The organism is Tautonia sociabilis, assembly GCF_003977685.1.
Taxonomy (GTDB): Bacteria; Planctomycetota; Planctomycetia; order Isosphaerales; family Isosphaeraceae; genus Tautonia; species Tautonia sociabilis.
Genome location: NZ_RYZH01000026.1, coordinates 35,463 through 57,906, shown reverse-complemented (window position 1 = coordinate 57,906; position 22,444 = coordinate 35,463). Strand labels below are relative to the sequence as shown.

At 71.5% G+C, this 22,444-nt stretch carries 15 protein-coding genes and 1 pseudogene; 10 read left to right on the top strand and 6 right to left on the bottom strand.

What is annotated here, in order from left to right; all coding sequences use genetic code 11:
* Positions 1-32: 32 nt before the first annotated feature.
* The 5 genes from TsocGM_RS14165 to TsocGM_RS14145 all read left to right on the top strand — a co-directional run bounded on the left by TsocGM_RS14165 (position 33) and on the right by TsocGM_RS14145 (position 4,977).
* A complete protein-coding gene (locus TsocGM_RS14165) occupies positions 33-1,064 on the top strand; it encodes a class I SAM-dependent methyltransferase (RefSeq protein WP_126726124.1) in 1,032 nt (343 codons plus the stop codon).
* 179 nt (positions 1,065-1,243) lie between these two features.
* Positions 1,244-2,086 (top strand): class I SAM-dependent methyltransferase, encoded by an 843-nt coding sequence (locus tag TsocGM_RS14160; RefSeq protein ID WP_126726123.1) that lies wholly within the window; start codon positions 1,244-1,246, stop codon positions 2,084-2,086.
* Complete coding sequence (locus tag TsocGM_RS14155; protein ID WP_158633563.1) at positions 2,083-3,360, top strand: glycosyltransferase family 4 protein; 1,278 nt, start codon at positions 2,083-2,085, stop codon at positions 3,358-3,360. The genes TsocGM_RS14160 and TsocGM_RS14155 overlap by 4 nt, the downstream gene beginning before the upstream one ends.
* Positions 3,347-4,057: a sugar transferase gene (locus TsocGM_RS14150; protein ID WP_126726121.1), complete on the top strand. Its 711-nt coding sequence runs from the start codon at positions 3,347-3,349 to the stop codon at positions 4,055-4,057. The genes TsocGM_RS14155 and TsocGM_RS14150 overlap by 14 nt, the downstream gene beginning before the upstream one ends.
* Complete coding sequence (locus tag TsocGM_RS14145; RefSeq protein WP_126726120.1) at positions 4,021-4,977, top strand: aldo/keto reductase; 957 nt, start codon at positions 4,021-4,023, stop codon at positions 4,975-4,977. The genes TsocGM_RS14150 and TsocGM_RS14145 overlap by 37 nt, the downstream gene beginning before the upstream one ends.
* A gap of 50 nt (positions 4,978-5,027) precedes the next feature.
* Here TsocGM_RS14145 and TsocGM_RS14140 read toward each other — a convergent pair whose 3' ends face one another.
* Positions 5,028-5,393: an STAS domain-containing protein gene (locus TsocGM_RS14140; protein WP_126726119.1), complete on the bottom strand. Its 366-nt coding sequence runs from the start codon at positions 5,391-5,393 to the stop codon at positions 5,028-5,030.
* Between the two features lie 246 nt (positions 5,394-5,639).
* On the opposite strand from TsocGM_RS14140, the pseudogene TsocGM_RS14135 reads away from it, so the two are divergent.
* A pseudogene (locus tag TsocGM_RS14135) lies at positions 5,640-7,496 on the top strand (sulfatase-like hydrolase/transferase); the annotation flags it as partial.
* Positions 7,497-7,501: 5 nt separating this feature from the next.
* Here TsocGM_RS14135 and TsocGM_RS27075 read toward each other — a convergent pair.
* The 4 genes from TsocGM_RS27075 to TsocGM_RS14115 all read right to left on the bottom strand — a co-directional run bounded on the left by TsocGM_RS27075 (position 7,502) and on the right by TsocGM_RS14115 (position 14,647).
* Positions 7,502-8,908, bottom strand: a complete 1,407-nt coding sequence (locus tag TsocGM_RS27075) for a replication-associated recombination protein A (protein WP_126726117.1) — start codon at positions 8,906-8,908, stop codon at positions 7,502-7,504.
* A 50-nt stretch (positions 8,909-8,958) separates the two neighbouring features.
* A complete protein-coding gene (locus TsocGM_RS14125; protein WP_126726116.1) occupies positions 8,959-9,768 on the bottom strand; it encodes a LolA-like protein in 810 nt (269 codons plus the stop codon).
* A 1,362-nt stretch (positions 9,769-11,130) separates the two neighbouring features.
* On the bottom strand, positions 11,131-12,240 hold the full coding sequence (gene queA, locus TsocGM_RS14120; protein WP_126726115.1) for a tRNA preQ1(34) S-adenosylmethionine ribosyltransferase-isomerase QueA: 1,110 nt from the start codon (positions 12,238-12,240) through the stop codon (positions 11,131-11,133).
* 7 nt (positions 12,241-12,247) lie between these two features.
* Positions 12,248-14,647: a serine hydrolase gene (locus TsocGM_RS14115; RefSeq protein WP_126726114.1), complete on the bottom strand. Its 2,400-nt coding sequence runs from the start codon at positions 14,645-14,647 to the stop codon at positions 12,248-12,250.
* 408 nt (positions 14,648-15,055) lie between these two features.
* Between TsocGM_RS14115 and TsocGM_RS14110 the strand changes: the two genes are divergently transcribed.
* Both TsocGM_RS14110 and TsocGM_RS14105 read left to right on the top strand, forming a co-directional pair.
* Entirely contained in the window at positions 15,056-16,096 is a 1,041-nt protein-coding gene (locus TsocGM_RS14110; RefSeq protein WP_199756788.1) for a sialidase family protein, read from the top strand.
* 55 nt (positions 16,097-16,151) lie between these two features.
* Positions 16,152-16,952 (top strand): SDR family NAD(P)-dependent oxidoreductase, encoded by an 801-nt coding sequence (locus TsocGM_RS14105; protein ID WP_126726113.1) that lies wholly within the window; start codon positions 16,152-16,154, stop codon positions 16,950-16,952.
* Positions 16,953-17,141: 189 nt separating this feature from the next.
* Here the strand turns inward: TsocGM_RS14105 and TsocGM_RS14100 are convergent, their stop codons facing one another.
* Complete coding sequence (locus TsocGM_RS14100; protein WP_233578869.1) at positions 17,142-19,013, bottom strand: thiamine pyrophosphate-binding protein; 1,872 nt, start codon at positions 19,011-19,013, stop codon at positions 17,142-17,144.
* Between the two features lie 373 nt (positions 19,014-19,386).
* Between TsocGM_RS14100 and TsocGM_RS14095 the strand changes: the two genes are divergently transcribed.
* Positions 19,387-20,817, top strand: a complete 1,431-nt coding sequence (locus tag TsocGM_RS14095; protein WP_233578867.1) for a sulfatase family protein — start codon at positions 19,387-19,389, stop codon at positions 20,815-20,817.
* Between the two features lie 220 nt (positions 20,818-21,037).
* Complete coding sequence (locus TsocGM_RS14090) at positions 21,038-22,420, top strand: DUF1501 domain-containing protein (RefSeq protein ID WP_126726111.1); 1,383 nt, start codon at positions 21,038-21,040, stop codon at positions 22,418-22,420.
* Positions 22,421-22,444: the final 24 nt, after the last annotated feature.

Below are 22,444 nucleotides of genomic sequence, written 5' to 3'. Positions count from 1 at the left end.
CCGATCGGGAGGCCGCCCCCACCGAGGGCCGGATGGGATCAGCCGACGCCCGGAGGAATCACTCCCCTCTGGAGGTCGGACGCCTCGACGAGGAGGGCTGGAGCCCGATGAACTGGCGGATCAAGTCCCGGATCCAGCGCTACTGTGACGCCGTTCCGGGAGGCGGCGGCATCTACGCCGGCCTCCAGCGGGCGGTCGGCCGCCACCGCCGGCCCGACTACGGCGAACGGCTCGACCTGGCCTGCCGCACGATCGCCGGCCTGGCCGAAGCCGGCGTCGCCATCGAGGGGGCCTCCGTGATGGAGGTCGGCACCGGCTACGCCCCCACCATCCCGGTCCTCTTCTGGCTGGCCGGCGCCTCTCGGGTCGAGACGTTCGACCTGAACCGCTACCTCCGCCCCCGGCTCGCCGCCGGCATGCTCGGCTGGATCGCCGACCGGGCCGAGCTGGTCGAGTCCCGGCTGGCCGGGCTCGTCGACCCGGACGCCCTGCGCCGCCGGCTGGCGACGCTCGACCAGCTCCAGGACCGGCCCCTCGCCTTCCTCAAACGAGCCAACATCGCCTACCACGCGCCGGCCGACGCCGCCGCCACCGGCCTGGCCGACGGCTCGATCGACGTGCACTTCTCCGCCTATGTGATGGAGCACGTCCCTCCCGTCGTGATCGAGGCCCTGCTCCGAGAGGCCTCCCGAGTGCTCCGGCCCGGCGGCGTCGCCGCGCACCGGATCGACCCGACCGACCACTTCGCCCACGCCGACCCGACGATCAGCACCGTCCACTTCCTCCGCTTCGACGAGGAGTCCTGGCGTCGGATCGGCGGCAACCGCTTCGCCTACCACAACCGGCTCCGGGACGACGACTACCGCCGCCTCTTCCTCGAGAGCCCGCTCCACCTGGTCCGCCACCGCTTCGAGGTCGACTCCCGGGCCGTCTCCGACCTCCGCAACGGCTTTCCCCTCGCCCCCCCCTACCGGGGCCGGGACCCCGAGGACCTCGCCCGCTGCCGGCTCGACTACATCGCCCGCAAGCCCGGTTCGCCTTCCCCGGCCCCCTCAGCCGGTTGACGGGCGCTCCTGGTCCCGTTGTCGGGAAATCGGGAGGTCGGACGGTGACGTCGAACGCCCGACGCGATCACCCCTCGAACCCGATCGAATCTCATCAAAACGGCGACGCTCCCCGATTTCGCCGATTGCCATTCGCCATCAGCCATTCCGCATCGAACCACCCGCGAGGAGCCTCCCCGATGAGCATCGCCACGCCCCCCTCCCCGATCCCGGCCGACCCCAACGCGATCCCCGACCGCAAGGACCTCGAGCGAGAGTTCCACAACCGTCGCGAGCGGGACCGCCAGCAGGACGCCGCGTCCTTCCTCGACCGCTACCCGAACAAGAAGTTCTACGCCCTCGCCCGGTCGAGCAAGGCGTTCATGAACCGCTGGATGGCCCGGCACGCTCCGGGATCGAGGGCGCTGGCCTACTGCTGCGGACTGGGCCAGGACGCGATCGAGCTGGCCCGCCTGGGGGCCAAGGACGTCGTCGGCATCGACATCTCCGACGTCTCCATCGAGACCGCCCGCCGGGAAGCCGAGGCCGCCGGCGTGGCCGACCGCACCCGATTCCTCGTCATGGACGCCGAACGCACCAGCTTCCCCGACGATTCCTTCGACGTGATCGTCGTCAACGGCTGCCTGCACCATCTCGATCTGGCCGCCGCCTTCGCCGAGCTGCGCCGGATCCTCACGCCGAACGGCCGGATCATCTGCACCGAGGCCCTGGCGCACAACCCGATCGTCATGGCCTACCGCCGCCGGACGCCTCACCTGAGGACGGCCTTCGAGGTCGACCACATCCTCCGCGTGGAGGACATCCGCCGGGCCCTCGAGTCGTTTGATCGGGTCGATATTCGTTTCTTTCATCTCGCCTCGATCGCCGCGCTGCCGCTGCGGACGACCCGGCTGTTCTCCCCCGCGCTGGCCGTCCTCGACGCGGTCGACGGGGCGATCCTCCGCATCCCGGGGCTGAGGCGATGGGCCTGGCAGGCGATCTTCGAGCTGTCGGGCCCGAAGGGGAAGGACGCCGTCGCATGAAGATCTGGCTCATCAAGCTCGGCGAGCCGCTGCCGATCGACGCGACCGACCCCCGCCTCTTCCGCACCGGCATGCTCGCCCGGGAGCTGGTCCACCGCGGCCACGAGGTCGTCTGGTGGTCCTCCACGGTCAACCACGCTGAGAAGCGCCACCGGGCCGACCAGGACGCCGATCTCCTCCTCGGCGACCGCTACCGGCTCCGCCTGATCCACGCGCCGCTCTACCGCCGGAACGTCTCCCTCGCCCGGATCGCCAGCCATCGCGTGACCGCGACTCGGTTCGCCGAGCTGGCCAGGAGGGAAGCGCCGCCGGACCTGATCGTCTCCTCCCTGCCGACGGCCGAGGTCAGCGCCGCCGCCGTCCGCTTCGGCCGGGAGTTCGGCGTGCCCGTGGTGCTAGACGTCCGCGACCTCTGGCCCGACCTGATCCTCGACCTGGCCCCCGGCTGGGCCCGGGGGGCGGCGGCCATGGCCCTCCGCTCGATGATCCGGGACACGAAGCAGGCGTGCGCCGGAGCCGACGCGATCCTCGGCACAACCCCCGCCTTCGTCGACTGGGCGCTCGGCTACGCCGGCCGGGGCCGCCGCCCCGTCGACCGCGACTTCCCCATGGCCTACGAGGCCCGCCGCCCCTCCGACAGCGCCATCGCCGCCGCCCGGCTCTCCTGGGCCGGCCGAGGGCTGGACCCCTCCCGGTTCCCCGAGGGGGAGCTGATCGCCTGCTACTTCGGGGCGATGGGCCGGCAGTCGGAGCTGCACACCGTCGTCGACGCGGCCCGAATCCTCCGCGACCGCCGCCGGTCGATCCGCTTCGTCCTCTGCGGCACCGGAGACCGCCTGGAGCGCCTCCGCCGCCGGGCCGCCGGGCTCGGGAACGTCCTGCTGCCCGGCTGGGTCGGCGCCGCCGAGATCTGGACCCTGATGCGGGCCTCCTCCGTCGGCCTGGCCCCTTACGCGAAGATCCCCAACTATGTGATGGGGATGCCGAACAAGCCGGTCGAGTACCTTTCGGCCGGGCTCCCCGTCCTCACCGGGCTCGACGGCGTGCTCGCCGACCTGCTCGGCCGGCACGACTGCGGCGTCTCCTACGAGTTCGGCCGCCCCGATCGCCTGGCCGACGCCCTGGAGGCGCTCGACGACGATCGCTCCCGCCTGGCCGAGCTGTCGGTCAACGCCTGGCGCCTCTACCGCGATCGCTTCACGGCCGACCGCGTCTTCGGCGCGATGGCCGACCACCTGGAATCGCTCGGGGCCGCCCGCCATGTCGCCGCTTGAGACGATCGCCCCGCCGCGGCCGGCCCGCCGCGCCGGCTCCTCCTACGAGGCGATCAAGCGGGCCATCGACGTGCTCGCCGCCCTCGCCGGCCTGCTGGTGATCGGACCGCTGCTGCTGGCGATCGGCCTGGCCGTCCTCCTCTCGTCCCCCGGCCCGGTCTTCTACCGGGGAGTGCGGACGGGCAAGGACGGGAGGCCGTTTCGTATCTACAAGTTCCGGTCGATGGTTGTCGACGCCGAGTCCCTCGGCGGCACAACCACCGGCAAGGGGGACCCGAGGATCACCCGGGTCGGCGCCGTGCTGCGGCGGTACAAGCTCGACGAGCTGCCGCAGCTCCTCAACGTCCTGGCCGGCGACATGAGCCTCGTCGGCCCCAGGCCCGAGGTGGCCGAGTACACCGACGCATACACCGAGGACGAGCGCCGGATCCTCTCCGTGCGGCCGGGGATCACCGACCTGGCCTGCCTGGAGTTCGGCGACCTGCAGGAGGTGGTTGGCGGCGACGACCCCGACGGCACCTTCCGCGCTCTGGTCCTGCCGCGCAAGAATGCGTTGCGACTCCGATACGTCGAGGAGCGGTCGCTCGGCCTCGATCTGGCGATCCTGGCCCGGACCGCCCTGCTCGTCCTTTCCAAACCGTTCCGGGGAGCATCGCCGCGATGGAGAGGACCCGACTCGGCCCCGACGGCCCGCTGATCTCCCGGCTCGGCCTGGGGGGCTGCCCGATCGGGGGCCACGGCTGGGGGCACGTCGACGACCACGAGTCGGCCGGCGCCGTCCGCCGGGCGCTCGACCTGGGGATCGACCACTTCGACACGGCCGACGTGTATGGCCTGGGGCACTCGGAGGAGGTGCTCGCCTCGGCGCTCGGGCCCGACCGAGAGCGGGTCGTTGTGGCCACCAAGTTCGGCGTCCGCCGAGCAGACGACGGCGCGATGACCAAGGACGCCTCCCCCGCCCACCTCCGCCGGGCGCTGGAGGGGAGCCTGCGACGGCTCCGCCTCGACTGCATCCCGCTCTACTACCTGCACTGGCCCGATGGCCGGACGCCGATCGAGGAGACGATGCTCGAGCTGCTCCGCCGCCGAGACGCCGGCCAGATCCGCATGATTGGCCTGTCCAACGTCGGGCCCGAGCTGATCGAGCGCGCCCTGGCCGTCGGCCCGGTCCACGCCGTCCAGCTTCCCTTCAGCCTGGTCGACCGCGGCGCGCTCGGCCCCCTCCGGGCGATCGCCGACCGGGAGCGGATCACGGTCGTCACCTGGGGGTCGCTCGCCCAGGGGCTGCTCACCGGCAAGTTCACCGCCGGCTCGACCTTCGACCGCGACGACCGCCGCCACCGCTACGACAACTTCTCCGGCGACCGCTTCCTGCGCAACCTCCGCGTGGCCGATGCCGTGCGAGAGGCCGCCGAGGGGCTCGGCCAGACCCCCGCCCAAGTGGCCCTGCGCTGGGTGCTCGACCAGCCGGGGGTCGGCGTGGCCCTCTTCGGCGCCAAGCGGCCGGAGCAGGTGGTCGACAACGCCGGGGCGCTCGACCGGCCCCTCCCCGCCGAGGTCGTCCGCCGGCTCTCGGAGGAGGCCGACGCCGCCCTGCTCGAACCCCTGCCGGTCTGAGCCGGCCGGCCGTCCTGAGCCGGCCGGGCGGAGGGCCGGGGGAGGGAGCGTCAGGCCGAGACGTGAGCGATTGCCTGGCTCTCGGTCTCGAAGATCGGCGCGACCTGCTCGATGCCGATGATCCGGGCCCCGACGAGGACGTCGGGGTCGACCCGGCACAGCGCCATCCGGCCGCCGTGCTGGCGGAGCAGCCGGCCCAGGCCCAGCAGCGCCGCGAACCCGGTGCTGCTGATGTAGCGGCAGGAGTCCAGGTCGACGACGATTCGGGTGCGGCTGTGCTGCTCCACCAGCCCCTTGAGCTGCGCTCCCAGCGCGGTGGCCGCTTCGGGGTGCCGGATCTCCTTCGCCGTGATCCGGGCGACCGTCGCGGCGTCGACGTCCTCGGCGACGAACTGGGGCTCGTTGGGGTCGCTCATCGTCGGTCCTCTCCCCTGGGGAGGGGGCGGGTTCGGGGGCGCCGTCCGGCCGCGCCGGCGGAGGCATTCCTGCGCAAATCTAGCCCGAGACGAGGCGACGGGCAACGGGCTCGCCTCCTTGCCCGTCGGCCCGGGTTCTGATAGTCCTGCTTCGGGGGCGGGTCCGGCCCCCCTTCTCCCTCGCCGGGCCCGAACGAGGCCCCGACCGCCCTCCCGGCCCGGACCACCGTCCGAGGGACCGCCGCCATGACGACTCGAACGCTTCGTTTCCGCTCTTTCGTCCGCTTCTGCTCCTGCCTCCTGGCCGGGTTGCTCGCCTCCGAGCCGGCGGACGCCCGCTCCCGACCGGCCGACGGCGAGAGCCCCGACCGCCCGAACATCCTCTGGATCACCTGCGAGGACATCAGCCCGAACGTCGGCGCCTTCGGCGACCCGTACGCCGTGACGCCGAACATCGACCGCCTGGCCTCGCAGGGGGTCCGCTACCGCAACGCCTTCGCCCCGATCGGCGTCTGCGCCCCGGCCCGGTCGACGATCATCACCGGCATGTTCCCACCCTCGATCGGCTCGCAGCACATGCGCTGCCAGGGCACGCTGCCCGAGGGGGTCCTCCTGTTCCCCTCCTACCTCCGGGACGCCGGCTACTACTGCACCAACAACGTCAAGACCGACTACAACCTGCCCACCCCCGAGGGGACCTGGGACGAGTCCAGCACCACGGCCTCCTACCGCAACCGGGCCGAGGGCCAGCCCTTCTTCGCCGTCTTCAACTTCACCTCGAGCCACGAGAGCCAGATCCGGCTGCCCGAGGACCAGTACCGCGACCGCGTGGCCGGGTTCGCCCCCGGAGAGCGGCACGACCCCGCCGACGCCCCCGTCCCCCCCTACCACCCCGACACTCCCGCCGTCCGACGGGACTGGGCCCGGTACGCCGACATGATCACGTTCATGGACAAGCAGGTCGGCGCCCTGCTCGATCAGCTCGAGGCCGACGGCCTGGCCGACGACACGATCGTCTTCTTCTACTCCGACCACGGCGCCGGCATGCCCCGGGGCAAGCGATGGCTGTACGACTCCAGCACGAAGGTCCCCTTCATCGTCCGGTTCCCGGAGAAGTACTCCCGATTCGCCCCCGGCCCCCCCGGCTCGGAAACCGACCGGCTGATCAGCTTCGTCGACCTCGCCCCCACCGTCCTCAGCCTCGCCGGGCTGGAGATCCCCGCCCACATGCAGGGCTCCGCCTTCCTCGGCGACCGAGCCGGAGAGCCCAGGAGGTATGTCCACGGCTTCCGAGACCGCATGGACGAGCGCTACGATCTGATCCGGATGGTCCGAGATGAACGATACAAGTATATCCGGAACTATTTGCCTCAGCTTCCCTACTTTCACCATCAGCACATCAGCTACATGTACGAGATGCCGACGATGCAGGACTGGCAGCGAATGGCCGACGCCGGCGCCCTGACCGGCCCTCCCGCCGCGTTCATGGCCCTGGAGAAGCCGGCCGAGGAGCTGTACGACACCGAGGCCGACCCCTTCGAGGTGAACAACCTGGCCGGCTCGCCCGAGCACCGAGCGATCCTGGAGCGCCTCCGAGCCGAGCACCGCCGCTGGCAGCTTGAGATCGTCGACCTCGGCCTGCTCACCGAGGCGGACCTCCGCACTCGGTTCGGCGACCGCCCGCCGTATGACGCGGTTCGGGAGGACCCGACGATCTACCCGATCGCCCGGATCGCCGCCGCCGCCGATCTCGCCGGCCGGGGAGACCCGTCCGACGTGGACGACCTGGCCGCCCTGCTCGATGACCCCGATCCGGCCGTCCGCTGGTGGGCCGCCACCGGCTTGGCGATCCGGGGAGACTCCGCCCTTCCCGTCTCCTCTCGGCTTGTCACCGCGACCAACGATCCGGCTCCCTGGGTCCGGGTCGCCGCCGCCGACGCCCTCGCCCGACTTGGCCGGGACGACTCGGCCCTGCCCCCTCTGATCAACGCCCTGGCCAGCGACAACGATTGGGTTCGCTTGCTTGCGATCAACGTGCTTGATCGTCTTGATGAACGGGCTTCCCCGGCCGAGGCCGCCTTGCGGACGGCCCTGAAGGACCCGAACGACTATGTGGTCCGGGTCGCTGAGCACGCTGTCGAGGCGTTTGAAGGCGACGACGCCCCGGCGGCCGACGCGGAGGGTGGGCCGCCTTCTCGCGAGTGGCCGGGAGAGTCCCCGGGAGGGGAGTCCAGGTAGCGACGACCCCGCAGGAGGTCGGGCAGGCAGGCCATCTCCTCCCGAGCGGCGGGGTCGTCGTGGACGGAGCGGTAGCCCCGGCCGTAGCCAGCCCCGGCCATCAGCGGGGTGACGGCGTTGCGCAGGTGCAGCGGCACCGGCTCTCGGGCGGAGGCGGCGGCGTCGCTCGACGCCGCCTGGTAGGCTCGCTTCACGAGGTCCGACTTCGGCGCCCGGGCCAGGTAGATCGTCGCCTGAGCCAGCGGGTAGAGGGCCTCCGGCAGGCCGATCAGCCGGGTGATCTCCGCCGCGGCGTGCGCCTGCACCATCGCCTGAGGGTCGGCCAGGCCGATGTCCTCGCTCGCCAGGATGCAGAGCCGGCGGGCGATGAAGACCGGGTCCGCCCCGCCCTCGATCAGTCGGGCGAGCCAGTACAGGGCCGCGTCGCCGTCGGAGTTCCTCAGGCTCTTGATCAGGGCCGAGGCGAGGTTGTAGTGATCCTCTCCCCCCTTGTCGTAGGAAAACCGGGAGCGGCCCAGGGCCTCGACGACGGTGGCCTCGTCCACGCGACGCAGGCCGTCTGGCCCTGGAGGGACCGAGAGCACCGCCGCCTCCAGCGCCGAGAGCGCCACCCGCACGTCCCCTCCGGAGAACCGGGCCAGCCGGCCGAGCTCCGCGTCGGGCACCTCGGGCCGAAGCGCCGCCAGGCCGCGCTCGCCGTCCTCCAGCGCCCGGCGCAGCAGCGAGACGATCTGGTCCTCGCCCAGCGGGTGCAGGATCACCGTCTTGCAGCGCGACAGCAGCGCCGCGTTCACCTCGAACGAGGGGTTCTCCGTCGTCGCGCCGACGAGCGTGACCGTGCCGTCCTCGACGCTCGGCAGCAGGGCGTCCTGCTGGGCCTTGTTGAAGCGGTGGATTTCATCGATGAAGAGCAACGTGTGGATGAAGTGCCGGCGGGCCTCCCGGGCCTGGGAGATCGCCTCGCGCAGCTCCTTCACCCCGGCCAGCACGGCCGAGAGCGGGGCGAACCGGGTCCGCTCCCGCATCGCCAGCAGCCGGGCCAGGGTCGTCTTGCCCGATCCCGGCGGCCCCCAGAGGATCAGCGACGGGAGCCTCCCCGTCCCCTCCACCAGCCTCCGGAGCATCTTTCCCGGGCCGATCAGGTGCTCCTGGCCGACGAACTCGTCGAGCGACCTGGGTCGCATCCGCTCGGCCAGCGGCGCCGACGGGTCGACCTCCAGGGCGGACCCGCCCTCGTCCGGCTCGTCGAACAGGAGGCCGGTCCGCCGGCTCGACATGGTGGATTCTCCCTGGGTCGGGTCGGGTCGGGTCGGGTCGGGTGGGGTGGTCAGTCGCGGTGATCGTCCGGTCGATCCTCGGTGGGCCGAAGGGGCTCGGGCAGGTCGAAGGTCCCCTCGGGGAAGGTGACGCCGTGCTCGATCGCGGCGAAGGCCGTCTTCACCGTCTGGCCGAGGACCGTATCGGTGCTCTGGAACGGCATCGTGACGCCGTCGACCTCCCGGAAGTCGGAGAACGTGGACTCGACCGGCACGGCTCCCATCGGAGACTCGATCGTCCGCTTGACCCGAAGCAGCAGGCCGGAGTCGGCGGCGTAGTAGCGGGTCTCGATGGTGCCCTCCTTGGGGGTCATCTCGACGACGAAGCATCGGGTGTCGTTCACCTGCTCGACGCCGGTCGTCTCGGCCTGGGCGTAGTGCTCCTTCCAGTTCAGGTCGGCGTCGAAGTCGGCCTCGCGGAGGGTGGCGGCCTTCTCGGCCCCCTCCTTGAGCCGCTCCCCGGTGATCGGGTTGATCTCGTAGACCTCCGAACCGTCGGTCCCTTCGATGATGGTGCCGATGCCCGGCAGCTCGAGGATGACCTTCAGCTTGTTCGGGGCCTGCTGCATGATCGTCAGCTCCCCCGTGAGCCCCTGGTCTGCGAACTCGATGCTGCCGGTGATCTTGCGGGAGCTGAGGGCCTGGTAGGCCTCGACCCCGCCGGTGGCCTCGATGGATTTGGCCAGGATCTCCTCGGCGCTGGGCAGGTCGTCCTGGTCCTGGGCCTGGGCTCGGGAGGAGGAGGCGGCCGGGACGAGCAGGCCAAAGGCCAGGGCCGGGGCGAGGAATCGGAGCGGAGAGCGTCCGGGCGTCAGGAACATGGGGTCGGGCCCTTTCTCTGCTGGTGCGGGGACGAGGTGTCGGGCCGGCGGTCCGTGACCGATGGCCCCGGGTCATGGTGGCTCGATCGGCCCGGGGGCGGTCCGGCCCTTGGCGTTCCATTGCAGCATGGCGGCCCGCCTCGGGGAAGCCCACGGAGGAGTCGCCGGTGCTTGATCGGGACCCCGACCGCCGAGGATCCTTCGCTCCGGGCCCGGCTCCCTTGAGTCGCGTCTGCCCTCGGCCGTCGAGCCGGCCGACGACCCCCTCCCCCGGCGCCGATCGGGAACTCCAACGCGGTTCGGTGCGCTGAGCGGTGATTACGGAACATGTTGAGCATTCCAAGGTTGCGGTAAGAAAACGGGTTCGTTTCGGTGCGACTGCTCCCGGAGAGCGCCGCCGCCGGGGCGCCTCCCCGATCCGAGGGATGAGGCCGCTCGATCGCGCGGGCGAGCAGACTCCCCGGTGCCCGGGAGGGAGGGCGAGCGCGCGGGCGAGGGCGCGGACGGCGCGCTGAGGCAGTTTGTTGTAAGTTGTTTTTTTAGATGGTATTGCGTCGATGTGTTGGGTTCGCTTCGTCGGGATGGTCGCATTCCGATGACCGCGATGTTGACGGTTCGGGAAGGAACGGACGAACACGTTGCCGGAGCGCAAGAGAACAGAGAGCACGGGCGTTTCGGAGGGTTGCTCGGGCGCAAGAGAGCAGAGGGCATGGAACAATGCTCGGGCGCAGGAGAGCAGAGAGCATGGAATAATGATTGGACGCAGGAGAGCAGAAAGCATGGAATGATGATTGGGTGCAAGAGAGCGGAGGACACGGAATGAGGCCGAGGCGAACGCCTCGGTCGGACGACCAGGACGGTCGACGCGGTCCACCCGCGCAAGGCCAAGGACGGCGACCATGCCGCTCCGTCGATTCGGCGCCGAGAGCGTTCCCGAGGCTCCCGAGCGGGGAGAGCGAACGGGGGACTCGGCGGAGGGATCGGACCCGCCAGCGGACGGAGAGGTGTCTCCGGGGCCGAGGATGCGAACGCGGGTTCGTGGTTGTGTTCATGGCTGGCCGCATCGGGAACGCGACGCCGAGGGCGGGACCGGGACCGGGACCGGGGCCCGAGGGCGAGGGGAGGCCGTTGCTCGGTGCTGTCTGAGATCATCGCCGGGAGGGGGCGGGGCCGGTCCGTCCTTGGGGAGGGGAGGCCCGGTTTCAGGGGAGGAGTTTGGCGTCTCCGAGCGGAAAGGGGGCGGGGCTGGTCCGTCCTTGGGGAGGGCGGGCGTGGGAGCCGGGGTCGGAGTCAGAGGATGAGCATGGCGTCGCCGAAGCGGCTTGGATCGACCCCGAACGACACCAGGATGACACGTCAGAGTCAGAGGATGAGCATGGCGTCGCCGAAGCTGTAGAAGCGGTAGCGGTGGGAGACGGCCTCGGCGTAGGCGGCTCGGATCAGGTCGATGCCGGCGAGGGCGGAGACGAGGACGAGCAGGCTGCTGCGGGGCAGGTGGAAGTTGGTGACGAGGGCATCGGTGCCGAGGACGGGGACGCCGGGGCGGAGGTAGATGTCGGTCTGGCCGGTGAAGGGGAGGAAGGTGCCGGAGGGGGTGACGCCGGTTTCCAGGACCCGGGTGGCGGTGGTGCCGACGGCGACCACTCGGCCGCCGGAGGATCGGGCGGCGTTGAGGCGGTCGGCGACGGCGGGGGAGATGGCGGCCCACTCGGCGTGCATGCGGTGGTCCTCCACCCGCTCGGCCTTGATCGGCCGGAAGGTGCCGGGGCCGACGTGCAGGGTGACGTCGAGCGTGGCGACGCCGAGGGCGGCGAGGCGGTCGAAGACCTCGGCCGTGAAGTGCAGGCCGGCGGTGGGGGCGGCGACGGAGCCGGGACGGGAGGCGTAGATGGTCTGGTAGCGCTCGCGGTCCTCCGGGTCGTCGGCGTCGCCGACTCGTCGGATGTAGGGCGGCAGGGGGACGCGGCCGAAGGCGTCGAGCAGCTCGAAGGCGGGCCTCGGGTCGAGCGGCCGGGCTCGCCAGTGGCCGGAGTCGAGGCGGTCGAGCAGTTCCAGGCGCAGGCCGCCGCCGCCGCTGTCGCCACCGCCACCGCCACCGTCACCGCCACCGTCACCGCCGCTGTCGCTGTTGCCGTTGCCGGCGATGAGGATGATCTCGCCGGCCTGGGGGCGGCCCCGGGTCTGGGCCATCAGCTCCCAGGAGCCGTCGGGGAGTTCCGAGAGGAAGAGCCCTTCCCAGCGGCCTCCGGTCGCCGATCGGCGGCCGAGGAGCCGGGCGGGGACGACCTTCGAGTCGTTGCGGACGAGCACGTCGCCGGATCGGAGCAAGTCCGGCAGGTCGGCGAAGCAGCGGTGCTCGATCTCCCCGGCGTCTCGGCGGACGACCATCAGTCGGGAGCGGTCGCGGCGGTCGGCGGGGTGCTGGGCGATGAGCTCGTCGGGCAGGTGGAAGTCGAAGTCGTCGGTGCGCATGGAATGGTCAGGGGGCCTCGGCGTTGATGGCCTCGAAGGGCAGGTTGCCGATCGGGTATGAGGGCCAGTCCTTGTAATCGAAGTGCCACCATTCGTTGTCGATGACGGTGAACCCCTGGTCCTCCATGGCCTGGCGGAGCCGGGAGCGATACCAGCGCCGCCGGGAGGTGCCGCCCAGGTAAAAGGCGCCGGCTCGGTCGGAGAACTCGTCGTAGCCGGCGACCATTGGGACGGGCGCTCCGGTGGCTCGGTCGCAGAGGGTCAGGTCGACGGCGCATCCCCGGTTGTGCTTCGAGCCGAGGGCCGGGTGGGCGACGAAGCCCCGGGACTCGGGGGGGGTGGCGTCGTAGAACATCTTGGTGACGTACCAAGGGCGGTAGGCGTCGTGGATCAGCAGGCCGAGGCCATCCGGTTCGAGCTCCTGGTGGGCCCGGACGAGGGCCTCGGCGGCGGGGCGCTGCATCAGGGCCCGGGGGGAGGAGTAGAAGGGGGTGCCGAGGAAATTGGTGTCGGTCGCGTAGCGGATGTCGAGGCGGATGGTCGGGTCCAGGGCGGTGAGGTCGACCAGCTCGGGTTCCCGGAAGGGCCCCGGCTCCGTCGGGGGAGCGGCGGCCAGGGCGCCCGGGAGCAGCTCGGAGACGGGCCGGAGGGGGACGACTCGGAAGGTGGAGCCGTCCTCGCCGGCGATGGGGCGGCGCTCGAAGACGACGCTGCCGGCGAGAAGGGCTCGGGAGGCCCGGCCGGAGGGGGAGCGCTCGAAGGCGATCGTCTCGTCGTGGTAGAGGCTGGAGTTCGGGAAGGCGAAGGTGTCGGTCTGTCCCGTGACGGGTTCGAGCGGGTCGAGGAAGAACCACTCGATGAGGGCGTAGAGCCGGCCTTCTCGCTCGAGGATTTCCAGGACGTTGTGATCCCACCCGTACGCTCCGATCAGGCCGAGCCACTCGTCGGGGGCCGGCGGGGGGGGCTGATCGTCGGGGAGGCGGCGGAAGGTGTCGCCGCCGAGGGTGAGGGCGTTTCGGTCGTCGGAGAACGTGATCGTCGGGCCGTGGGAGACGAGGGGGCCGTCGACGACGAGGGCGTTGTCGGGGCCGTCGGCCGGGCAGCGCAGCTCGGTGAGAAAGCCGCCCTGGGGGGGCACGAGGAGCAGGAGGCCGTCGATGTCGAGCAGCTCGACGACGCGGCCGGGGTCGTCCTCGTCGGCGAACCGGCCGCGGAGGGCTCGGGCCAGGCCGTCGGGCAGCGGCTCGGAGCGGGGGAACCGGGGGAGGGGCTCCCCCTCCTGGAGGGCGAGGAGGGTCTCGAGGGCCAGCTCGGCGATGCGGTCGACGTCGGCGCAGTCCCGAGAGGCGGAGACGGCGACGCCGAGCTGCTCGTCGGGAAGGGCGGCCAGCTCGGTGGCGAAGCCGTAGACGGCGCCGCCGTGGCCGAAGCGGCGGCGGCCCTGCCACGATCCCACGGCGAAGCCGAGGCCGAAGCGGCCGTCGTCGTCGAACTGGGGCTCGAGCATCCGATCGAGCGTCTCGGGCTGGAGGATCGGGCCGTTGGGCCCCTGGCCGTCGTGGAACAGGGCGATGAGGAAGCGGCCGAGGTCGGGCATCGAGGCGACGAGGCTGCCGGCCGGAGCGTAGCCCAGGGGGAAGCGGGGGGCGGGGAAGGTGCGGCCGTCGTAGCTCCACATGATCGCTTGCGGGAGCTTCCCTTCGAGTTCGGGGGACGGCTCGAAGTCGCTGGAATCCATGCCGAGGGGCCGGAGGATGCCGGAGCGGACGACCTCGGCGAAGGGCCGGCCCGAGGCGAGCTCGACGGCCAGGCCGACGGCGCCGAGGCCCGCGTTGGAGTACTTCGTCTTCGCGCCGGGGGGGAGCAGGCGGGTCGTGTTGTTGAGGCTCAGGACGGTGTCGGCCAGGGTCGGGCCGCTGGGGTCGAAGTAGTGGCCGACGGGGGGCTCCCGGACGATGCCGGCGCGGTGGGACATGAGGTGGCGGAGGGTGATCGGCTCGTCGAACGGGCCGGGGATGGCGAGCCCGGGGATGGCGTCGGCGATGGGGGCGTCGAGGTCGAGTTGGCCTTGCTCGACCAGTTGCATGGCGGCGATGTCGGTGAACAGCTTGGAGACGGAGCCGACGCGGTAGACCGTCTCGGCGGTGGCGGGGGTGCCGGACTCGGGGTCGGCCGAGCCGAAGCCTCGGGCCCAGACGATCCGGTCGCCGGCCACCAGGGCGATCGACAGGGCGGGGATCTCCTTCCGATCGACCTCTCGGGCGATGAAGGCCTCCAGGGCCGAGGCGGCCTCGGGGGTCATCGGGGCCTGGGGCCCGATCTCCTCCTGGGCGATCGCCGGGCAGGCCAGGGTCGGCAGGAGCAGCAGCGGCCGCAGCAGCAGCGCGGGGAGGAGGCGAGGCGGCATGGGAGGGCGGCTCCAATCGTCCGGGTCGGATCGGGAGGGGCGCCGGTCGATTATGCCCGATCGAGGCCTCGGAAGGGAGGGAGCGGGGCGGCCCGACGGTTTCGGGGAAGGCCGGTTCGAGGACGACGAGGGGCCTGGGAACGCCGGCGATCCGGGGCGAGGTCCGACGAGCCGGCGGAGGCACCCGGACGAAGCCATCGATCCGCGCCGGGGAGGGGCGAGCGGTGGGCGCGTTCCTGGGCCTCGAGGCGGTCGAGCAGATCGTCTTTGGCGGGTGTCGGCATCGGTGGGGCCTCCATCCGGGTGGGATCCGGCGCGATCGAGGGCGTCCCCCCTGGAATCTCGGCGGCGGAGGCCGCATCTTAGGGGCCGGTTCGGATCCCATCCCGGGCGGGGAGCACGATCGCCATGACGATCCCGATGTCGATGCTGCTGGTCTCGATGCTCGCCATGGGGCCGATGGCCGGGCCGGGGGCACAGTCCCCCGTGCTGGTCGAGGAGTTCGTCTTCGACCAGGAGCCGACCCCGCAGTGCCACGCCGCGACGATCGCCGAGGCAAAGGGGGGGACGCTCGTGGCCTCCTGGTTCGGGGGAACGCACGAGAAGCACCCGGACGTGGGGATCTGGGTGGCTCGGAAGGCTCCCGGAGGGGAGTGGTCGGCGCCGGTGGAGGTGGCCGACGGCGAGCAGTACGAGACACCGGACGGCGAGGTCCACCGGCACCCGTGCTGGAACCCGGTGCTGTTCCAGCCGGAGGACGGCCCGCTGCTGCTGTTTTACAAGGTGGGGCCGAGCCCGAGGGACTGGTGGGGGATGCTGACGACCAGCGACGACGGCGGCCAGTCGTGGTCGGAGCCGAGGAGGCTGCCGGAGGGGATTCTCGGGCCGATCAAGAACAAGCCGATCGCGCTGCCCGACGGGTCGATCCTCTGCGGCTCCAGCACCGAGGACCAGGGCTGGCGCGTGCACTTCGAGCGGACGGCCGACCTGGGCCGGACCTGGATCCGCACCGCGCCGATCAATGACGGCGAGGCGATCGGAGCCATCCAGCCGAGCATCCTGTCTCGGGCCGACGGCTCGCTGCTGGCCCTGGGGCGCAGCCGGCAGGGGAGGATCTGGCGGGCGTCGTCGGGGGACGGGGGCGAATCCTGGGGCGCCATGACGCTGACCGACCTGCCGAACCCGAATTCGGGGACCGACGCCGTCTCTCTGGCCGACGGGCGCCAGTTGCTTGTCTTCAACGCGACCGAGCGGGGCCGATCGCCGCTGAACGTGGCGATCTCGGCCGACGGCGGCGAGACGTGGGAGATGGTGCTCACGCTGGAGGACGAGCCGGGAGAGTACTCCTACCCGGCGGTGATCCAGGCCGGGGACGGCTCGGTCCACGTGACGTACACATGGAAGCGCAAGCGGATCAAGCACGTGGTCATCGCCCCGGATCGGCTCTGAGCCGGGGGCGGGATTCCTCGAGATCGAATCGATCGGACAATCGGGGCGTATCGCCATGGATCTGCAACTGGTCGGGAAGGTCGCGGTGGTCACGGGGTCGACGGCCGGGATTGGCCGGGCGATCGCCAGGGGGCTGGCGGAGGAGGGGGCGACGGTCGTGGTGAACGGCCGGAACCCGGCGTCGGTGGAGGCCACGGCGAGGGAGCTGTCGGCCCTGGGGAAGGGGAAGGTGGTCGGGGTTTCCTGCGGGCTGGACTCGGCGGAGGGGGTGGAGGCGTTGATCCGGGGGGCGGAGGCCGAGGGGCCGGTCGACATCCTGGTCAACAACGTCGGCATCTTCGAGCCGAAGCCGTTCGAGGAGATCCCGGATGAGGACTGGCAGCGGTTCTTCGACGTCAACGTCATGTCCGGCGTCCGCTGCTCCCGGGCGGTGATGGGGGGCATGCGCGATCGGGGGTGGGGGCGCATCCTGTTCATCTCCAGCGAGTCGGGCATCAACATTCCGGCCGAGATGGTGCACTACGGCATGACCAAGACGGCCCAACTGGCGGTCGCCCGGGGGCTGGCCAAGACGCTGGCCGGCACCGGAGTGACGGTCAACTGCCTGCTTCCCGGGCCGACCTGGACCGAGGGGGTGGCCACCTTCGTGGAGCGGATGGCCGAGCAGCGCGGCACGACCCCGGAGCGACTGAAGGAGCAGTTCGTGCCGATGGTGCGGCCCAGCTCCCTGATCCGACGCTTCGCCTCGCCGGAGGAGGTGGCGGCGCACGCGGTCTACCTCTGCTCTCCCCGGGCCTCGGCCACGAGCGGGGCGGCGCACCGCGTCGAGGGGGGGATCGTCGACATCTGCTTCTGATCTTGGGGAGCGGCCGGACCCAACCCGCTCAACCCCGAGGCGGGGAACGCTCCGCGTTCCGGAGGAGCTCCGGGAGATCGAGGAGGATGGCAGGCGGGGGGCGAGACGACTCCAGCCTCCCCCTCGATTTCGATTGGAGGACTCCGCTCTCCGATCGGGGAACTCCGGGATGATCCGGGGAGAGCCGGCTCAATCGTTCTCCAGCGCCGGGTTCGCGGCCCGGGAGAGGAAGCGGAGGGCGAAGCGGGCCTTCTGGCCGGTGCCGAGCTTCTCGAGGTAGGAGGAGCGGAGGGATTCGAGCCAGCGGAGCTCCCGGCCGTTGTAGGAGATGGCGACTCGGACGAGGATCGGGCCGGGGTGGGCCATCGCGGCGGCGACGCCGCCGACGACGTCGTCGTTGGACGCGATCGCCAGCGAGGCCAGGCCCATGCCTCGGGCCAGCGCGGCGTAATCCAGCCGGGGGAGGACGGTGGCGGTGGTGCGGCCGAAGAGGGGCTCCTGGAGCATCTGCATGTAGTGATACGCGCCGTCGTCGAGGACGAACAGCTTCACGGGCAGGTGCATCCGGGAGGCGGTGGAGGCCTCCAGGCCGGACATGAGGAAGCAGCCGTCTCCGGTGACGCAGGCGACGGGGAGATCCGGCCGGGTGCGCTGGGCGCCGATGGCGGCGGAGACGGCCCAGCCCATGCTCTGGTTGTCGGCCGGGGTGACGTAGCGGCGGGGGGCCTGGCGTCGGATCGCCTCGGCGGCCCAGTGGGTCGAGGCGGTCACGTCGACGAACATCAGCCCCTCGGGGCCGATCGCCTCGCCGAGCACGGCGAGGAAGCGCATCGGGTCGACGCCGTCTCGGATCTTCACCTCGTGATGCTGGGCGCGCTCGGCCGCTCGGTCCTGGTGGACGGCTCGAAGGAGCTGGGGGTCGGGGGGGCGTCGGACGAGGTCGCCGTCGGCCAGCAGGCGGGCGAGGAAGAGGCGGGCGTCGGCCAGGACGGGGACCGTGGCGGGGACGTTCTTGCCGAGGACGGCGGGGTCGATGTCGACGTGGATCAGGTGGTCGTGCTTCGGGACGTTGTAGTTGGCCGTCGAGACCTCGCTGTATCGGGCGCCGAGGGCGATCACCGTGTCGACCTTCTTGAAGGCGCGCTCGGCGGCCTTCGTGCCGAAGGAGCCGTAGCCCCAGCCGACGGCCAGGGGGTGGTCGTCGGGGATGACCCCCTTGCCGCTGACGGTGGTGGCGACGGGGGCCTGGAGCAGCTCGGCGGCGGCGGCCAGCTCGGCGGTCGCCTCGGCGGCGCCGAGGCCGGCGTAGATGCCGACCTTGCGGGAGGGGTCTCGCAGCACGTCGAGGGCCTTGCGGTAGGCGGCCTCGTCCCAGGGGGGGGCGATCTCGGGAGGAACGGGCTCGTCGTAGTCCCAGACCATCGACAGCAGGTCATACGGGACGACCACCCCGACGGGTCCGGGAGGTCCGGCCTTGGCGATGCGGAAGGCTCGGAAGATGGCGGCGGCGATCTGGCCCGGGTGGTGGACCTCGAAGACGGCCTTGGTCACGGTGCGGAGGATCGCGGCGTTGCTCAGTGCGTGGACCTGGCCGACGGGGGCGGAGGGGCCTCGCTTGACGTCGGTGACCAGGCCGACGATCGGGATGGTGTCGAGCAGGGCCTCGCCGATGCCGGTCAGGGCGTTGGTCAGGCCCGGCCCCGGAATCAGGGCGAAGGCGCCAACCCGGCCGGAGACTCGGGCCGAGGCGTCGGCCATGACCGGGGCGGCCGACTCGTGGCTGGTGAGCAAATACGGCAGACCGATCGTCTTCATCGCGTCCCAGAACTCGTTGTTCTGGGCCCCCGGAACCCCGAAGACGCAGGGGACCCCCTCGGCGGCCAGGGCCATCGCCGCGGCCTTGGCGCCGGAGAGCCGGCCCCGGACCCCAGGGGCCTGGGGGGGGACCTCGGCGTGGATCGGAGCAGGAGCGGGCGATGGGAGGTCCTGGCCCTTCGCCCCGGCCGAGAGCCCCGCTCCCGCCGCGGCGCCGACCGTCCCGAGGGCAGTGCGTCTGGTCATCTCCATCGGAGGCTCTCCCTGATCGCTCGGCACCGAGGGGACGGGGCCGCAGCCCCGCCCGGATCGCTACAGTCGCTCTATAGTGCCCCGTCGTCGTGAAGGGGCGAACCGGAATCCGGGGTGCTTTGGGGATCGGCTGGTCGGGTCGGTGGGGTTGATCGGATTGTCGGGCGAAGGCTCGGCTCGGGGCCGGCAGGACCAGGCCCGAGCGACGGAGCGGGGAGGAGCCTCGGATCCTCGGAGCCCCGGGGAGCGAGGGCGGAGATGGGGGCGCGTTGTTTCGGGGGGGGAGGTCGACTAGGCTGGTCGAGGACCGCGATCGGCGGTCCTTCTCGTCGAGGAGCGTCTCCAGGGGATCGCGAGGCCGAGGCCGATGAGCGACGCAACGGGTGCCCCCGAGGCCGGTTCGAGGAGCCGGTCGAGGACGATCGCGCTGGTGCCGGTGATGGCCCTGGCGATGGGGCTGGCGATGGCGCCGTCGGCAACGGCGGGGGAGGACGAGGGGGCGAGGGGGCGGCCGAATGTGCTCGTCCTCTTCGCGGACGACTGGCGGTGGGACACCCTGGGATACGCCGGCAACCGAGTGGTGCGGACGCCGGTTCTGGACGAGCTGGCGGCTCGGGGCGTCTGGTTCCGCCAGGCGAGGGTGACGACCTCGATCTGCTGGGTCAGCCGGGCGAGCCTGTTCACCGGCCAGTGGATGTCCCGGCACGGCGGAGAGCGGGCGAGGCCGATGTTCCGAACCCCCTGGTCGGAGACCTACCCCGCGCTGCTCCGGGCCTCCGGCTACTGGACCGGGCACGTCGGCAAGTGGCACAACGGCTCCTTTCCCTCCGCCGAGTTCGACTTCGGCACCTCCTACCACGGCCGGCACTTCATGACCCTGCCCGACGGGACCCGGATCCACGTCACCGACCGCAACGAGCGGGACGCGCTCCGCTTCCTCGACCAGCGGCCGAAGGACCGCCCCTTCTGCCTGACGGTCGCCTTCTTCGCCGCTCACGCCGAGGACCGCAACCCGGAGCAGTACCTCTGCCAGCCCGAGAGCGAATCGCTCTACCAAGGGGTGACGATCCCCGTGCCGGCCACGGCCACCGCGTCGCACTTCCACCGGCTCCCCCCCTTCCTGGCCACCGAGCGGAACGAGGGGCGCGTGCGCTGGCGCTGGCGGTTCGACTCGCCGGAGAAGTACCAGGACTTCGTGAAACGCTACTACCGGCTCGTCACCGAGGTCGACACCGCGATCGGCCGGATCCTGGAGGCGCTGGAGGCCCAGGGGGAGCTGGAGAACACCCTGATCGTCTTCATGGGGGACAACGGCTACTTCCTCGGCGAGCATGGCCTGGCCGACAAGTGGTACCCGTACGAGGAGTCGATCCGGGTGCCGCTGATCGTCGTCGACCCGAGGATGCCCGAGGCGAAGCGGGGGACCGTCAACGACGCGATGGTGCTCAACGTGGACATCGCCCCGACGCTGCTGGCCGCGGCGGGCGTTCCGGCCCCGTCGGGGATGCAGGGAAAGGACGCGGCGCCGCTGTACCTGGACTCCCGGCCGCCGAGCTGGCGCGAGGAGTTCTACTATGAGCATCCGACGGTGACGAGCCCGGACCGTATCCCGGCCTCGGAGGCGGTCGTCCGCCAGGGGGAGAAGTACATCTACTGGCCCGAGTTCGGCACCGAGGAGCTCTACGACCTGGAGGCCGACCCCTTCGAGGAGCACGACCGGGCCGCCGACCCGGCCGAGTCGTCCCGGCTGGCCGAGCTCCGGCGTCGGCTGGAGGAGCTGAGGGCCCAGGCGCGTTGAGGCGCGTCGCGGCGCGTTGAGGCGCGTCGCGCCGGGCCCGGTCGAGCATCGGGCCTGATAAACTCTTGCTGAACATGGGGCGGATGCCTAGAGTTTCGGGGGTGGGCCGCCTCTCCCCCGGACCCGGCCCGGATCGATCGCTTGCGCGATCGCGGAGGGTGCGCGCGAGCGTCCGACGCGATCCGACCTGGCCGCACGCTGCCGGAGGAGAAACCCGCCGATGTCGATGCCGATCCCCGCCGGCCGTTGCGAAGGGACCCTGCCGCGCCGGGCGTTTCTGAGGGCCGCGCTGACCGGGCTCTCGGGCCTGGGGCTGGCCGACCTGCTCCGCCTGGAGGCGGCCGCCCGAGGCGACGGCCCGGCTCCCTCGGGGCCGAGCCCGGGACCGTCGATCATCCTGGTCTGGCTCTGGGGCGGCCCGAGCCACATGGAGACGTTCGACCTGAAGCCGGAAGCGCCGGAGGAATACCGGGGAGAGTTCCGGCCGATTGAGACGAACGTGCCCGGCGTCCTCATCAGCGAGCACCTGCCGAGGCTGGCCCGGATCGCCGACAAGTACGCCCTGGTCCGGTCGCTGACGCACGAGAGCCCGGGCCACGTCAACAGCACGCACACGGTGCTGACCGGGTATACCGGCGAGCTGGTCGAGTCGCCGCCGTTCCAGCCGAAGTATCCCGACTTCTTCCAGGTGGCGCATGCCCTGATGCCCAGCCGGCTGCCGGGGATGCCGCAGTGGGTGGCCCTGCCCCGGCTGCGCTATACCGGAGGGGGGCACTTCGGGGCGTCGCACGGGCCGTTCGCCGTGGCGGGCGACCCGAGCGCCCCGGAGTTCCAGGTCCCCGCGCTGAGCCTGGACGAGAACCGCCGAGGCCAACTCGCGACGAGGGGACGCCTGCTGGAGCGGTTCGACCAGATGCGCCGGGCGATCGACCGGATCGAGTCGGTCGCCGCCCTCGACACCTTCCAGCGTCAGGCCCTCTCGTTGCTCACCGGCACCGCGGCTCGAGACGCCTTCGACCTCTCCCGGGAAGATCCCCGCCTGAGGGACCGCTACGGCCGGGACGAGATCGGCCAGCGCTGCCTGCTGGCCCGGCGGCTGGTGGAGGCGGGCGTCCGGCTGGTGACGATCGACTTCCCGTGCGTCCCGGGCCAGAAGGCGTTCTCGTGGGACGACCACGCCAGCGTCTGGAACATCTTCGATCAAATGAAGATCCGGTTGCCCGTGCTCGACCGCGCCGTCTCGGCCCTGATCGAGGATGTTTACGCCCGGGGAATGGAGCGGGACACGCTGGTCGTCGTCATGGGGGAGATGAGCCACACGCCGAAGCTCTCCAACCACCAGGGCCAGCCGGGGAGGGAGCACTGGTCCCGGGCGATGTCGGCGCTGCTCTCCGGAGGCGGGATGCCCATGGGCCAGGCCATCGGCGCCACCACCCGACGCGGCGAGGAGCCGGCTGACCGCCCGTTCCACCCCCGGGACCTGCTGGCCACCTGGTATCGTTTCCTGGGGATCGATTACCACCAGACGTTCTCCGATCAGACCGGCCGGCCGATCCCGCTGCTGGCCGAGGCCGAGCCGATCCGGGAGCTGGTGGGGGCCTGAGGAGCGATGCTCCGGAGCCCCCGA

Bases quoted from the DNA above. Each gene is read 5' to 3' on its own strand.
- TsocGM_RS14165 (WP_126726124.1), top strand. From the start codon at position 33: ATGGGATCAGCCGACGCCCGGAGGAATCACTCCCCTCTGGAGGTCGGA.
- TsocGM_RS14160 (WP_126726123.1), top strand. From the start codon at position 1,244: ATGAGCATCGCCACGCCCCCCTCCCCGATCCCGGCCGACCCCAACGCG.
- TsocGM_RS14155 (WP_158633563.1), top strand. From the start codon at position 2,083: ATGAAGATCTGGCTCATCAAGCTCGGCGAGCCGCTGCCGATCGACGCG.
- TsocGM_RS14150 (WP_126726121.1), top strand. From the start codon at position 3,347: ATGTCGCCGCTTGAGACGATCGCCCCGCCGCGGCCGGCCCGCCGCGCC.
- TsocGM_RS14145 (WP_126726120.1), top strand. From the start codon at position 4,021: ATGGAGAGGACCCGACTCGGCCCCGACGGCCCGCTGATCTCCCGGCTC.
- TsocGM_RS14140 (WP_126726119.1), bottom strand. From the start codon at position 5,393: ATGAGCGACCCCAACGAGCCCCAGTTCGTCGCCGAGGACGTCGACGCC.
- TsocGM_RS27075 (WP_126726117.1), bottom strand. From the start codon at position 8,908: ATGTCGAGCCGGCGGACCGGCCTCCTGTTCGACGAGCCGGACGAGGGC.
- TsocGM_RS14125 (WP_126726116.1), bottom strand. From the start codon at position 9,768: ATGTTCCTGACGCCCGGACGCTCTCCGCTCCGATTCCTCGCCCCGGCC.
- queA (WP_126726115.1), bottom strand. From the start codon at position 12,240: ATGCGCACCGACGACTTCGACTTCCACCTGCCCGACGAGCTCATCGCC.
- TsocGM_RS14115 (WP_126726114.1), bottom strand. From the start codon at position 14,647: ATGCCGCCTCGCCTCCTCCCCGCGCTGCTGCTGCGGCCGCTGCTGCTC.
- TsocGM_RS14110 (WP_199756788.1), top strand. From the start codon at position 15,056: ATGACGATCCCGATGTCGATGCTGCTGGTCTCGATGCTCGCCATGGGG.
- TsocGM_RS14105 (WP_126726113.1), top strand. From the start codon at position 16,152: ATGGATCTGCAACTGGTCGGGAAGGTCGCGGTGGTCACGGGGTCGACG.
- TsocGM_RS14100 (WP_233578869.1), bottom strand. From the start codon at position 19,013: ATGACCAGACGCACTGCCCTCGGGACGGTCGGCGCCGCGGCGGGAGCG.
- TsocGM_RS14095 (WP_233578867.1), top strand. From the start codon at position 19,387: ATGAGCGACGCAACGGGTGCCCCCGAGGCCGGTTCGAGGAGCCGGTCG.
- TsocGM_RS14090 (WP_126726111.1), top strand. From the start codon at position 21,038: ATGTCGATGCCGATCCCCGCCGGCCGTTGCGAAGGGACCCTGCCGCGC.